13 protein-coding genes are annotated in these 14,648 nt (G+C 35.8%); all 13 read left to right on the forward strand.

Features of this window, described 5'->3' with window-relative positions:
* Positions 1 to 80 precede the first annotated feature (80 nt).
* The 13 genes from truB to lepA all read left to right on the forward strand — a co-directional run bounded on the left by truB (position 81) and on the right by lepA (position 14,629).
* Positions 81 to 1,001, forward strand: coding sequence for a tRNA pseudouridine(55) synthase TruB (gene truB, locus BR77_RS02080; RefSeq protein WP_051120431.1), 921 nt, complete (start codon positions 81 to 83; stop codon positions 999 to 1,001).
* A 15-nt stretch (positions 1,002 to 1,016) separates the two neighbouring features.
* On the forward strand, positions 1,017 to 1,961 hold the full coding sequence (ribF, locus tag BR77_RS02085; RefSeq protein WP_015076573.1) for a riboflavin biosynthesis protein RibF: 945 nt from the start codon (positions 1,017 to 1,019) through the stop codon (positions 1,959 to 1,961).
* A gap of 24 nt (positions 1,962 to 1,985) precedes the next feature.
* Entirely contained in the window at positions 1,986 to 3,134 is a 1,149-nt protein-coding gene (hemW, locus tag BR77_RS02090) for a radical SAM family heme chaperone HemW (protein WP_035063796.1), read from the forward strand.
* A gap of 11 nt (positions 3,135 to 3,145) precedes the next feature.
* Positions 3,146 to 3,637, forward strand: a complete 492-nt coding sequence (locus BR77_RS02095; RefSeq protein WP_015076571.1) for a nucleoside deaminase — start codon at positions 3,146 to 3,148, stop codon at positions 3,635 to 3,637.
* A gap of 209 nt (positions 3,638 to 3,846) precedes the next feature.
* A complete protein-coding gene (locus BR77_RS02100) occupies positions 3,847 to 5,040 on the forward strand; it encodes an argininosuccinate synthase (RefSeq protein WP_015076570.1) in 1,194 nt (397 codons plus the stop codon).
* 26 nt (positions 5,041 to 5,066) lie between these two features.
* Positions 5,067 to 6,437 carry an argininosuccinate lyase gene (gene argH / locus BR77_RS02105; RefSeq protein ID WP_015076569.1) on the forward strand — a complete coding sequence of 457 codons (1,371 nt, stop codon included), beginning with the start codon at positions 5,067 to 5,069 and terminating at the stop codon, positions 6,435 to 6,437.
* 107 nt (positions 6,438 to 6,544) lie between these two features.
* Complete coding sequence (locus BR77_RS02110) at positions 6,545 to 6,949, forward strand: YbgA family protein (protein WP_015076568.1); 405 nt, start codon at positions 6,545 to 6,547, stop codon at positions 6,947 to 6,949.
* Between the two features lie 20 nt (positions 6,950 to 6,969).
* A complete protein-coding gene (locus tag BR77_RS02115) occupies positions 6,970 to 7,440 on the forward strand; it encodes an NUDIX hydrolase (RefSeq protein ID WP_015076567.1) in 471 nt (156 codons plus the stop codon).
* A gap of 236 nt (positions 7,441 to 7,676) precedes the next feature.
* The gene (gene hrcA, locus BR77_RS02120; protein WP_010053113.1) at positions 7,677 to 8,714 is read left to right on the forward strand and encodes a heat-inducible transcriptional repressor HrcA; all 1,038 of its coding nucleotides are present in this window, start codon (positions 7,677 to 7,679) and stop codon (positions 8,712 to 8,714) included.
* A gap of 18 nt (positions 8,715 to 8,732) precedes the next feature.
* Positions 8,733 to 9,284 carry a nucleotide exchange factor GrpE gene (grpE, locus tag BR77_RS02125; RefSeq protein WP_010053115.1) on the forward strand — a complete coding sequence of 184 codons (552 nt, stop codon included), beginning with the start codon at positions 8,733 to 8,735 and terminating at the stop codon, positions 9,282 to 9,284.
* 154 nt (positions 9,285 to 9,438) lie between these two features.
* Positions 9,439 to 11,271, forward strand: a complete 1,833-nt coding sequence (gene dnaK, locus BR77_RS02130; protein WP_010053117.1) for a molecular chaperone DnaK — start codon at positions 9,439 to 9,441, stop codon at positions 11,269 to 11,271.
* A gap of 147 nt (positions 11,272 to 11,418) precedes the next feature.
* Positions 11,419 to 12,591 carry a molecular chaperone DnaJ gene (gene dnaJ / locus BR77_RS02135; protein ID WP_010053120.1) on the forward strand — a complete coding sequence of 391 codons (1,173 nt, stop codon included), beginning with the start codon at positions 11,419 to 11,421 and terminating at the stop codon, positions 12,589 to 12,591.
* Positions 12,592 to 12,793: 202 nt separating this feature from the next.
* The gene (gene lepA, locus BR77_RS02140; RefSeq protein WP_010053131.1) at positions 12,794 to 14,629 is read left to right on the forward strand and encodes a translation elongation factor 4; all 1,836 of its coding nucleotides are present in this window, start codon (positions 12,794 to 12,796) and stop codon (positions 14,627 to 14,629) included.
* The last annotated feature ends 19 nt before the right edge of the window (positions 14,630 to 14,648 follow it).

Below are 14,648 nucleotides of genomic sequence, written 5' to 3' on the forward strand. Positions count from 1 at the left end.
AATTTTAAGAATCAAAAGTTTAATGATTCTCAGAAATATGCTATAATTATCAAGTTATGAAAAGAAAGTAGGGATGCTTTGTGGAGGGAATTCTCCCATTGTGGAAAGAACGCGGTATGACAAGTCATGACTGTGTCTTTAAACTAAGAAAAATTTTACAAACAAAAAAAATTGGACATACTGGAACCTTAGATCCAGACGTAGACGGTGTGTTGCCAATCTGCGTTGGACGAGCAACTAAAGTTGTTGAATATATGATGGAAACTGGGAAAGCCTACGTTGGTGAAATCACGCTAGGTTTTTCAACAACTACAGAAGATAGTAGCGGTGAAGTAGTTGAAACGAAAAAAGTTAGTGAAGTCCCAACAATAGCAGAAATTGATAAATTAATGAAAAAATTTGAAGGGATAATCACACAAGTCCCACCAATGTATTCAGCTGTTAAAGTTAACGGAAAGCGGTTATATGAATATGCTAGAAACGGTGAAACTGTAGAGCGCCCAGAAAGACAAGCCACTATCAAAAAATTTATTCGTTCATCAGAGCCTGTGTTTAATGAAAACGCTGGAACGGTGTCTTGGCGCTTTGAAGTTGAATGTGGCAAGGGCACCTATGTCCGAACTTTGGCTGTTGATTTAGGTGAAGCATTAGGTTATCCGGCTCATATGTCAGATTTAACTCGGATTTTAAGCGGGACATTTAAAGCTAGTGATTGTGTGACTCTCGCTCAAGTTCAAGAAGCAGTCGATCAAGCCGAAATTGATCAAAAACTTTTTCCATTAGAGTTTGGTTTAAAAGAGTTACCGGCAGTTGAAATTTCAAAAGATGTCTGGGAAAAAGTTAAGGATGGAGCAGTCTTAGCAAAAAGTGACTACCAAGATGTAGCAAGCTTTCCTTTTGTCGTCATGTATCAAGATAGGGCTTGTAGTATTTACGATGTTCATCCGACTAAACCAACATTGTTAAAACCAGTCAAAGTTTTACGAAATCAAGAAAGCTAAAGGGGTATTCTGATTATGAAAGTTATCAACATTCACCATCCATACGAAGCAAGTCAAATTCCAAATGAGGATGTTGTCTTAGCGTTAGGTTTTTTTGACGGCGTTCATTTAGGTCATCAAGAAGTCATTGAAAGAGCAAAAAAAATAGCAAATGAAAAAAAGTTGAAATTAGCTGTTATGACTTTTAATCAGCATCCATCAATTGTTTTTCAAAAAATTAATCCAGAACAAATGAAATATTTATCGACTATCGAACGCAAAAAATGTTTAATGGAAGACTTAGGGGTCGATTATTTATACATTATCGAATTTACGTCACACTTTGCGAGTTTAGCGCCATTAGATTTTGTTGATCAGTACATGGTTGATTTACATGCTAAGGTTGTTGTTGCAGGCTTTGACTACACTTATGGACCAAAAGAAATAGCTGATATGGCTCATTTACCAGAATATGCGGCGGAACGCTTTGATGTCGTAGTTGTAGACAAACAAACAACGGATAATAAAAAAATAAGTTCGACTAGAATTAGAGAAAAGTTAGCAGAAGGTGAAATGGAGAAAGTTAATGCCTTATTAGGCTATGCATATCAAACGCCGGGACGTGTGGTTCATGGCGACGCTAGGGGAAGACTGTTAGGTTTTCCAACTGCTAATATTGAAGTTACCTCTGGGGTTCGTTTGCCGCAACCAGGCATTTATGCAGTTAAAATTAAAGTTGGCCAAAATTGGCATCTTGGCATGGCTTCAATTGGCTACAATGTCACTTTTGGTGACGATCGAGATTTAACAGTCGAAGTCTATATTTTAGATTTCAATCAAGATATATACGGGGAACAAGTTGAAGTTGCTTGGTATCACTATTTACGAAGTGAGTTGAAATTTGATTCAGTTGAACAATTGATTGCCCAATTAAAGCAAGATGAAATTGATACTGCTACTTTTTTCAATGAGAGCAAGTAATCTGTTTGAAAGGAGTCGCGCAAAATGACTGCAGCATATATTCATATTCCTTTTTGTGAGCATATTTGTTTTTATTGTGATTTTAATAAAGTTTTCTTAGAAGGTCAACCAGTTGATGAATACGTGGATTTACTGGTTAGGGAAATGAAATTAACAATGGAACAACAAGGAGAAACCGAAATCGAAACGATTTATGTTGGTGGTGGGACTCCAACAACATTAAATGAAAAACAATTAGATCGTTTATTAATTGGAATCAAGGAAAATTTACCTTTTAAAATTGGGAATGAATTTACTTTTGAAGCGAATCCTGGTGATTTGTCAGTTGAAAAATTACAAGTTTTACATGACCATGGAGTCAATCGTTTAAGTATGGGCGTTCAATCATTCAATGATGACTTACTAAAAAAGATTGGACGAATCCACCGTGTTTCCGATGTCTATCAATCTATTAGTAACGCCAGACAAGTCGGTTTTGAAAACATCAGCATTGACCTTATTTATCGCTTACCAGGTCAAACTGAGGCTGATTTTGAATCAAGTTTAAAAAAAGCTTTAGAGCTAGATTTACCTCATTATTCTACCTATTCGTTAATTTTAGAGAACAAGACGATTTTTTATAATATAATGCGGCAAGGGAAGCTGCCTTTACCGACGGAAGATGCTGAGGCTAATATGTATCAAATGGCTATTGATCAAATGGCGGACAAAGGGCGTAAGCAATACGAAATTAGTAACTATGCTTTACCAGGTTATGAGTCTAAACATAACTTGATTTATTGGAAAAATGAAAAATATTATGGTTTTGGTGCTGGTGCTCATGGCTATTTAGGTGGACATCGTTACCAAAATAATGGTCCAATCCAACAATATTTAAAACCTTTAAGAGAGCATAAATTGCCAGTTTTAAGAAACCAAAAATTATCACTTGAGGAAAAAATAGAAGAAGAATTATTCTTAGGTTTGCGCAAGTTGCAAGGTGTGAGCATTGAACACTTTTTCGACAAATTTCAAGTTTCTGTTTTTGATATCTATCAAGAAACGATTGAGGAATTAGTTGAAGCTGGTTTGTTAGAAGTCAGCCAACAGTGGTTACGTTTAACTCCTAGAGGGAAATTTCTAGGCAACGAAGTTTTTCAAGCGTTCTTATTGAGCGATGGAAAAAATAAATAAATGAGGAAAGGATGATTATATTGACAAGAGAGAGCCATGAGTTTTACTTAAAACGGTGTATTGAACTATCACAAAGTGCAAGAGACAATGGAAATACCCCTTTTGGAGCATTGTTAGTGGATGCAGAAGGAAGCATTTTGCTTGAACAAGAAAACATTGAGATCACAGAACATATTTGTACTGGGCACGCAGAAACGTCTTTAGCAGCCCGTGCATCACAAAAATATGATAAAGACTTTTTATGGGAATGTACCTTATACACAACAGCTGAACCATGTGCAATGTGTACAGGAGCTATTTACTGGGGGAACATTGGAACTATTGTTTTTGCCATGACTGAAAAGCGTCTTTTAGAGCTAACAGGCGATAATGATCAAAACCCAACATTTAATTTACCTAGTAGTGAAATTATTGCTCGTGGTCAAAAAGATATCCAAATTATTGGACCTTTTCCAAGTGTTGAAATGGAAGCTGCCGCTGTTCATGAAGGATACTGGGATTAAGTAATTAACTGATAAAAAGAGTTGAGGCAATTGTCTCAACTCTTTTTATTTTGCATAAAATATATTAATATACATAAAAAAGCTGTATATAGTGTTTTAAATACAAATAATTGTATAAAAATCCGTTTTTAATCTTGTTTTAATTTTTCTTTAATGTTATGATACAACCAGATTAACTTTAAGGAAATGTAGAAAAGGGGAGAACAAGGATGACAAAGGAAAAAATTGTATTAGCTTATTCTGGCGGATTAGATACCTCAGTGGCCATCAAATGGTTACTAGAAGAAGGTTATGATGTAATAGCATGTTGTTTAGATGTCGGTGAAAGAAAAAATCTTGATTTTATTAAAGAAAAAGCTTTAACGATGGGAGCATCCGCTTCATATACCATTGATGCTAAAGAAGAATTTGCCAATGATTTTGCTTTAATCGCTCTACAAGCTCATGCTTATTATGAAGGGAAATACCCATTGATTTCTGCTCTTTCTCGTCCTTTGATTGCGAAAAAATTAGTGGAAGTCGCAGAAAAAGAAGGGGCAACAGCTATTGCCCATGGTTGTACTGGCAAAGGAAATGACCAAGTACGTTTTGAAGTTTCCATTCATTCTCTGGCTCCATCGATGAAAGTTATTGCCCCTGTCCGTGAATGGAAATGGTCACGGGAAGAAGAAATTGCTTATGCTCAAAAACATGAGATACCAGTTCCAATTGATTTAGATAATCCCTTTTCAATTGATCAAAATCTATGGGGGAGAAGTAATGAATGTGGTATTTTAGAAAACCCGTGGATTGCACCACCAGAAGTTGCGTATGAATTAACGAATAGTTTAGAAACAACACCTGATACACCTGATACAATTGAAATCGAATTTATAGCTGGCGTTCCGGTGGCTTTGAACGGAGTATCTTTGTCATTATCTGAATTAATTATTCAATTAAATACGTTAGCAGGCAAACATGGAATTGGCCGGATTGACCATATTGAAAACCGTTTAGTCGGAATCAAATCCCGTGAAGTTTATGAAGCGCCAGGCGCAGTTACCTTAATTACTGCACACAAAGAATTAGAAGATTTAACCTTTGTTCGTGATATTGCACATTTTAAACCTCTGATTGAGCAAAAAATTACTGAAATGATTTATAATGGCTTATGGTTTAACCCTCTAACAGAAGCTTTAGTAGCCTTTTTAAAAACAACGCAGCAATATGTAAATGGAATTGTACGGGTAAAACTATTTAAAGGTCATGCGATTGTTGAAGGTAGAAAATCACCAAACTCTCTGTATGATGAAGAACTGGCAACCTATACATCGGCGGACACATTTGATCAAGAAGCAGCAGTGGGCTTCATTAAATTATGGGGTTTACCAACTCAAGTTAGTGCAGAAGTTCTAAAAAAGTAAAAAAGTTAATGGAGGTGCATACGTAAATGAGCGAAAAATTATGGGGTGGTCGATTTGAAGAAAAGAGTGAAGCTTGGGTAGATCAATTTGGAGCGTCCATTGAATTTGATCAGAAACTTGCCAAAGAAGATTTATTAGGCAGTTTAGCTCACGTACAAATGCTAGGAAAATGTAAAATTATTCCACAAGAAGAGGTAGAGACAATTGTTGGTGGATTAAATAAACTAGTAGAAAAATTAGCCGAAAATAAATTGCATTTTACCAGTGTAAATGAAGACATCCATTTAAATATGGAAAAGTTACTTCACGATGAGATTGGCCCAGTAGCTGGGAAGCTGCATACGGCTAGAAGTCGTAATGATCAAGTAGCGACAGATATGCACTTGTACTTAAAAAATCAAGTAGTTGAAATTATTCATGGGGTAAATGATTTATTGGACATCTTAATTGAAAAAGCTGAGAGCAATATTCAAACAATTATGCCTGGTTATACTCATTTGCAACACGCTCAACCTATCTCATTAGCCCATCATTTATTGGCTTACCACAGTATGTTTAAACGCGATCTGGAACGTTTAGAGGAAAGTCTAAAACGAATTGATATATCTCCACTTGGCTGTGCAGCTTTAGCTGGTACCACTTTCCCCATTGATCGTCATTATGCCGCTGATTTACTTGGATTCTCTAAGATTTATAGCAATAGCCTTGATGGGGTAAGTGATCGAGATTTTATTCTTGAATTTTTAAGTAATAGCAGTATCTTAATGATGCATCTTTCCAGATTTTGCGAAGAAATTATTTTATGGACGAGTCATGAATTTCAGTTTGCTACATTAACAGATGCTTTTTCAACAGGAAGTTCGATTATGCCTCAGAAAAAAAATCCTGATATGGCGGAATTGATTCGTGGCAAAACGGGTAGAGTTTATGGCAATCTATTTAGCTTATTAACAGTCCTAAAAGGCCTACCGTTAGCCTACAATAAAGATTTACAAGAAGATAAAGAAGGCATGTTCGACACAGTTGAGACTGTTCTTCAAAGTTTACGCATTTTTACAGGAATGATTGCTACAATTCAATTTCATTCAGACACAATGAAAAAAGCGACTCAAAAAGATTTTTCAAATGCGACTGAATTAGCAGATTATTTAGCTACAAAAGGGATTCCATTTAGAGAAGCTCACGAAATTGTTGGGAAATTAGTTTTAGCATGTACTAAAAAAGGCATTTATTTACAAGATGTATCGCTAGCAGAGTATCAAAAAGTTGCTCCAATTATAGAAGCAGATATTTATTATTTTCTAGAGTCTGATACTGCCGTTGCAAGACGAACATCTGCTGGCGGAACAGCCTTTTCAGAAATAGAAGCAGCGATTGCTAAAGCTAAATTAAGTTAATTAAAAACCATTTTATTCCATTTATTGGATAAGATGGTTTGTTTTTGTACATAATAAGAGTAAAATAGAATCAGAATTCATTCGCAAAAAGTTAGGAGTTTACGCTAGTGACAGAATCTAAAAGAACCATTCACGAGATACAAAAAGAGTGGGGACAATTCAAATATTTAGTTATGGCCCATTCTCAACAGCATTATAATCAAATTCGGTTATTGTTTAAAGAGAGTTGCGATCTAGTAGAGAGCTATGTTGACTTTAAACGGTTAGTGGGAGAAGCACTAGCCGTTGAGCAAACTATTGGCTCATTTAGCAATGCGGTGCAGCATGTTTGGGGATATTTCAAAAAAATTGCAACAAATGAGGAAAAGCTGACCTTTCAACGAAAACTTTTTGATTATCAAGCAGGAATGGCATCTTCAGAAATACTCGTGACGTATTTAAGAAAGCTTACAATTCATTACGAAATCCCTTATTTATTAAGCTCATTTTTTTTATTCCCTCAAGATTCATAGTAAAGAAAGAAGGTTCTAAAGTGCAGATATATACATTGTGTTTTCTAAAAAAAGAAAATGAAATTCTATTACTAAATCGTCAAAAAAATCCTTGGATGGGGCGTTGGAATGGTGTTGGAGGAAAAATTGAAGTTGGAGAAACCCCATTAGAGTGCGCTTTACGAGAAATTAAAGAAGAAACCGACATTTCATTGGATCATGCGCACTATGGCGGGCAAATGGATTGGTATGAAGATGGAGAGTTGCGAGGTGGATTAGAATTATACTTAGCAGAATTACCAGCTGATTTTCACTACCCAACTCCAAAAGGAACACGTGAAGGGATTTTGGATTTTAAAAAAATTGATTGGATATTTGCAGAAAAAAACCAAGGCATGCCAGATAATATTCCCTTTATATTAAATCATTTATTAACAAGCCCTGATAAACAGTACTTTAGTTGCTTTTTTGAAAGTGGAGCACTACAAAAAGTAATAAAAGTGGAGAAATGATTCATACAATTTCCATTTTTAAAAAAATAAAATAATAATCTATTAATAAAAAATAAAAATCCAACTAAGTACCTAGAAATAGCTACATACTTAGTTGGATTTTTAGAAAAATACATAAAAAAAGCAAAAAAATCATAAAAAATTAGTAGTATATCGTTGACAAGTACGGGGGAATTTGGTAAATTAATACTTGTATTAGCACTCGTGCTTGTTAAGTGCTAAAAAGAGGTGAGATAATGTTAACAGAAAGGCAGATTTTAATTCTTACAACAATCATTCGATTGTACACAGATTATGGAAATGCTGTCGGATCGAAGACATTAATGAATGAGGCTGGATTGAACTACAGTTCTGCTACCATTCGTAATGAAATGGGACGTTTGGAAGAGCTTGGTTTTATTCAAAAAACCCATTCTTCATCAGGTCGTATTCCATCGATTAAAGGCTATCGGTTTTATGTGGATCACTTAGTTCATCCTGATAAAGTAACCTCAAAAGATATTGCGATTATCAAATCTTCTTTTGGAAATGAATTCCATGAGTTAGATGAGATTGTGGCAGAATCAGCTGAGGTACTCTCACAATTAACTAGTTATACAGCAATAACATTAGGTCCGGAACTAAAAGATAGTCGCTTAACTGGATTTCGCTTAGTACCATTAAGTGATTTTCAAGTAATGGTTATTCTAGTAACGGATAAAGGGCATGTTGAAAATCAAATTTTTAATTTGCCAAAAAGCATCAATGGGTATGAATTGGAAAAAATTGTGCGTATTTTTAATGATCAATTAGTGGGTTATCCATTAGTTGAGGTGTATCAGAAATTAAAAAATGATATTCCCCAACTTCTGCAAAAATATGTTCGTACTCCAATTGGCATAATTGATGTGGTAGACAATATTATCACTCGAGCAGCGCAAGATCGCATTTTTGTTAGAGGTAGAATGAATATTCTTGATTTTAATGAAGCGATGGATGTTGAAAAGTTTAAATCTATATACAATCTGATGGATGGAAATACAAGTTTGACTAGTTTAATTAATCAAAGCCATGAAGGAATTGAAGTGAAGATTGGGCAAGAATTACAAAATGAATTATTCCAAGACTTCAGTTTGATTACAGCTAGTTACGATGTAGTCGGACATGGTTCAGGTATGATTGCTTTACTAGGACCAACGAGCATGCCTTATTCAAAAATGATTGGTTTAGTTGATGTTTTTCGAAATGAACTTTCGCAAAAGATGATTGAGTACTATCGTTCAATGGAAGACTAATGAAAAGGAGATTTTAATGTGGCTAAAGAAGAGAAGCAAGATTTAAACGAAGAATTAAAAAATAAGACAGAAGAAGTTGAGGAATCAACAGACACTGAAGTAGAAGAGTTAATTGAAGTTGATGAATTAACTGAAACTAAAGTTGCTTTAGATGAAATGGAAGATCGCTATTTACGTTTACAAGCTGAATTGGCGAATATCCGTAAAAGAAATCAAAAAGAGCGTGAAGATGCTGCAAAATATCGTGCACAAAACTTAGCAACAGAGCTTTTACCAGTTATTGATAATTTGGAACGAGCAATGGCATCACAAGTTAGTGATGAAGAAAGCGAAGGCTTGAAAAAAGGGTTAGAAATGGTTATGACGACTTTCAGAACGGCTTTGAAAAATGAAGGGATTGAAGAAATTAATCCTGTCAACGAAGCTTTTGATCCGAATTTCCATCAAGCTGTTCAAACGCAACCAGTTGAAGAAGGTCAAGAATCAGATACTGTCGTTACCGTTTTACAAAAAGGTTATGTATTAAAAGACCGTGTATTACGACCAGCAATGGTGATTGTTGCTCAATAATTATTGAGTAGTCGATGGTTTTCTTTAGATAATTTCTAGCATTAGGCTTATACTAAAGCTAGAGGCAAAAAATAAGTATTCACTGAGTAATCAGTATGAATCAATAAATGTTTAAAAACGAAAAAAAAAATAAATTGTAAAGAGGGAATTAACTATGAGTAAAATTATTGGTATTGACTTAGGAACTACAAACTCTGCAGTTGCAGTATTAGAAGGCGGAGAAGCAAAAATTATTGCGAATCCAGAAGGTAACCGTACAACACCATCAGTTGTTTCATTTAAAAATGGTGAAATCCAAGTTGGTGAAGTAGCTAAACGTCAAGCAGTAACAAATCCAAATACAATCAGCTCTGTAAAACGCCACATTGGTGAAGCTGGTTTCAGTATTGAAATGGAAGGCAAAAAATATACAGCTCAAGAAATCTCAGCAATGATTTTACAATATCTAAAAGGTTTTGCTGAAGAATATTTAGGCGAAAAAGTTGAAAAAGCTGTTATTACAGTTCCTGCTTACTTTAACGATGCACAACGTCAAGCAACAAAAGACGCTGGTAAAATTGCTGGTTTAGAAGTAGAACGTATTGTTAACGAGCCAACTGCTGCAGCATTAGCATATGGTTTAGACAAAACAGATAAAGATGAAAAAGTTTTAGTATTTGACTTAGGTGGCGGTACTTTTGACGTATCTATCTTAGAATTAGGCGACGGTGTATTTGATGTACTAGCAACAGCTGGGGACAACAAATTAGGTGGAGATGACTTTGATAACAAAATCATCGACTACATGGTAGCTGAATTCAAAAAAGAAAATGCTATCGATTTATCTAAAGATAAAATGGCTGTTCAACGTTTGAAAGATGCTGCTGAAAAAGCTAAAAAAGACTTATCAGGTGTAACTTCAACTCAAATTAGCTTACCATTTATCACTGCTGGGGAAGCTGGTCCATTACACTTAGAAATGAATTTAACTCGTGCTAAATTTGACGAATTAACTCATGACTTAGTTGATCGTACAAAAGTTCCAGTTCGTCAAGCATTAAAAGATGCTGGTTTAACAGCTTCTGATATTGATGAAGTTATCTTAGTTGGTGGATCTACTCGTATTCCAGCAGTTGTTGAAGCTGTTAAAAAAGAAACAAACCAAGAACCAAACAAATCAGTAAACCCAGATGAAGTTGTAGCAATGGGTGCTGCAATTCAAGGTGGAGTTATTACTGGAGATGTTAAAGACATCGTTTTACTTGATGTAACACCATTATCATTAGGAATTGAAACAATGGGTGGCGTATTTACAAAACTTATTGACCGTAACACAACAATTCCAACAAGTAAATCACAAGTCTTCTCAACAGCTGCAGATAACCAACCTGCTGTAGATGTGCATGTATTACAAGGTGAACGTCCAATGGCTGCAGATAACAAAACATTAGGTCGTTTCCAATTAACTGATATTCCAGCTGCTCCACGTGGTGTTCCACAAATCGAAGTATCATTTGATATCGACAAAAATGGGATTGTAAATGTTCGTGCGAAAGATTTAGGTACTCAAAAAGAACAAACAATTACTATCAAATCTTCATCAGGCTTATCAGACGAAGAAATCGAACGCATGGTTAAAGATGCCGAAGCGAATGCTGAAGCAGATAAAACACGTAAAGAAGAAGTTGACTTACGTAACGATGTGGATCAATTGTTATTCTCAGTTGATAAAACATTAGCTGAATTAGAAGGAAAAGTTGATGCAGATGAAGTTAAAAAAGCTGAAGAAGCTCGTGAAGAGTTGAAAGCTGCTGTTGAAGCAAATGACTTAGAAGCTATGAAAACAAAACGCGATGCATTGAATGAAATCGTTCAAGCATTGACAGTAAAATTATATGAACAAGCTGCTCAACAACAAGCTGAAGAAAATCCAGAAGCAGCTCAAGCAGGTGCAGATGATGTAGTTGATGCAGAGTTTGAAGAAGTTGAAAAAGACGAAGACAAATAATCTATAACTAATTTAAATGTTCTAGGAGGGAGAAGCCAAGGCAAAATGCTTTTGGCTTTTTCTTCTAGGATGTGGTATGCTTTTAAAGGATAATCGAGAGGTAGCGAATGTGACTTAATTTGCATACGTAACGATGGAGGGAATTAGATGGCAAAAAGAGATTATTATGAAGCACTTGGTGTAGCCAAAGGTGCAAGTGACGATGAAATAAAAAAAGCTTATCGTAAGCTTTCAAAGAAGTATCATCCAGATATTAACCAAGAAGCTGGTGCAGAAGATAAGTTTAAAGAAATTGCTGAAGCCTATGAAGTTCTTAGTGATGCACAAAAACGTGCAGCCTATGATCAATACGGTCATGCGAGTACAGATCCAAACTTTGGCGGTGGCGGTTTCGGTGGCGGCGGATTTGGTGGTTTTGGCGGAAGTAGCGCAGGTTTTGGTGGCGGATTTGAAGATATTTTTGAATCTTTCTTTGGTGGCGGCGGTCGTTCGCAAAATCCAAATGCACCAAGACAAGGTGATGACTTACAATATACATTAAATCTTAAGTTTGAAGAAGCTGTTTTTGGGAAAGAAACATCGATTACTTATAACCGTGAAGATACTTGTGAAACGTGTCATGGGAATGGTGCTAAACCAGGAACAGACCCAGTAACTTGTTCGAAATGTCATGGTTCAGGTACATTGAATGTTGAGCGTAATACACCACTTGGTCGTGTTATGACACGCCAAACTTGTGACGTTTGTCATGGAACTGGCCAAGAAATTAAAGAAAAATGTCCAACCTGTCATGGTGCTGGACATGTGAAAGAACGCCATACTGTTAAAGTAACCGTTCCTGCTGGTGTTGAAGATGGACAACAAATGCGTTTACAAGGTCAAGGTGAAGCAGGTATGAATGGCGGACCTCATGGCGATTTATTTGTCGTATTCCGCGTTGAGGAAAGTGATTTGTTTGATCGTGATGGTTCTGAAATTTATTACGATTTACCAATTAGTTTTGTCCAAGCAGCTCTTGGAGATGAAATTGAAGTTCCAACAGTTCATGGTAAGATTAAATTAAAAGTACCAGCTGGAACCCAAACAGGAACTAATTTCCGTCTAAGAGGTAAAGGTGCGCCTAAACTTCGTGGGAATGGAACGGGTGACCAACACGTTAAAGTTCAAGTGATTACACCTAAAAACCTTTCTGAGAAACAAGCCAAAGCAATGCGTGATTTTGCTGAAGCAAGTGGTATAGAAGTTAGTGAACAAGAAGGCAACATTTTTGATAAAGTCAAAGATGCCTTTAAATCAGATGGTAAAAAAAAACGTAAATAAAAAATAATAAGTTGGATAACTTGAGGATTTTTCTTCAAGTTATCTTTTTTTATGTAAACTTTTACTTGGAAATTGGTTTACTTGTGCTTTTTTACATTGAGTAAGCCCCTTAACTGCAACTTTTCTTGTATTTAAGCTATTTCATTGGTATAATTTACAGTGACACTTTTGATTAAATAAAGGAAAGTAGGCAATAAATTAGATGGACAAAAATGAAATGAAAATTCGTCAATCGCGAATCCGAAACTTTTCGATTATCGCCCATATTGACCATGGAAAATCTACGTTAGCCGATCGTATTTTAGAAAAAACGGATACGGTAGCTAATCGTGATATGCAAGCACAATTGTTAGATTCTATGGACTTAGAAAGAGAACGTGGGATTACAATTAAATTAAATGCAGTTGAACTAACGTACACAGCTAAAGATGGAATTGATTATACATTCCATTTAATTGACACTCCTGGACACGTCGATTTTACCTACGAGGTTTCTAGAAGTTTAGCGGCCTGTGAAGGAGCTATTTTAGTGGTTGATGCTGCCCAAGGAATTGAAGCACAAACACTGGCCAATGTTTATTTAGCCTTAGATAATGATTTAGAAATTATTCCAGTTATTAATAAAATAGATTTACCCGCCGCCGATCCAGAGCGCGTTCGTGGAGAAATTGAAGATGTGATTGGAATTGATGCCAGTGATGCCGTTTTAGCGAGTGCTAAAGCTGGTATTGGGATTGAAGATATTTTAGAACAGATTGTTGAAAAAGTTCCAGCACCAACTGGCGATTTAGATGCTCCATTACAAGCTTTAATCTTTGATTCAGTCTATGATTCTTACCGTGGAGTTATTTTAAATGTCCGCATTATGTCGGGTGTGGTTAAATCTGGCGATAAGATTCAAATGATGAGCAATGGAGCGACATTTGAAGTTGCTGATGTGGGGATTTTCTCACCAAAACCAATTAAACGTGATTTCTTAATGGTCGGGGATGTTGGTTATATTACGGCTAGTATAAAAACTGTGCAAGACACTCGAGTTGGGGATACTATTACACTTGCAAATAATCCAGCAACAGAAGCCTTGCCTGGTTATCGTAAAATGAATCCAATGGTTTATTGCGGCTTGTATCCAATTGATTCTTCCCGTTACAATGAATTACGTGAAGCATTAGAACGCCTGCAACTAAACGATGCGGCTTTGCAATTTGAAGCTGAGACTTCTCAAGCATTAGGTTTTGGTTTCCGTTGTGGTTTCCTAGGACTCTTGCATATGGACGTTATTCAAGAACGTTTAGAACGTGAATTTGATTTAGATTTGATTACAACTGCTCCGTCAGTAATCTATCATGTGAATCTGACTGATGGTTCAGAAGTTGTGGTGGACAATCCGGCAGAAATGCCTGAACAAGGGGTTATTGACTCTGTTGAAGAGCCTTACGTTAAAGCGAGTATTATGGTACCAAATGACTACGTTGGAGCTGTAATGGAGATTGCACAGCGTAAGCGTGGAGAATTTATTACAATGGACTATTTAGATGAGTTCCGTGTCAATGTAATCTATGAAATTCCATTATCTGAGATTGTTTATGATTTCTTTGATAAATTAAAATCAAGTACAAAAGGCTATGCTTCTTTAGATTATGATTTGATTGGTTACCGTCCAAGTAAATTGGTTAAGATGGAAATCATGTTAAATTCTGAAAAAGTAGATGCATTAAGCTTTATTGTACATCGTGATTTTGCTTACGAACGTGGTAAAATTATTGTTGAGAAATTAAGATCATTAATTCCACGTCAGCAGTTTGAAGTTCCAATTCAAGCAGCGATTGGAAATAAAATTCTTTCACGTTCAACAATTAAAGCTTTGCGTAAAAACGTATTAGCAAAATGTTATGGTGGAGATATTTCACGTAAACGTAAATTGCTTGAGAAACAAAAAGAAGGTAAAAAACGCATGAAACAAATCGGTTCGGTTGAAGTACCTCAGGATGCCTTCATGGCTGTTCTGAAAATGGACGAGGATCAACCTAAGAAGTAGTAAGGGTTTGTTTGAAAAC

The sequence above is a fragment of the Carnobacterium maltaromaticum DSM 20342 genome (assembly GCF_000744945.1).
In the GTDB taxonomy this organism is placed as follows: Bacteria; Bacillota; Bacilli; order Lactobacillales; family Carnobacteriaceae; genus Carnobacterium; species Carnobacterium maltaromaticum.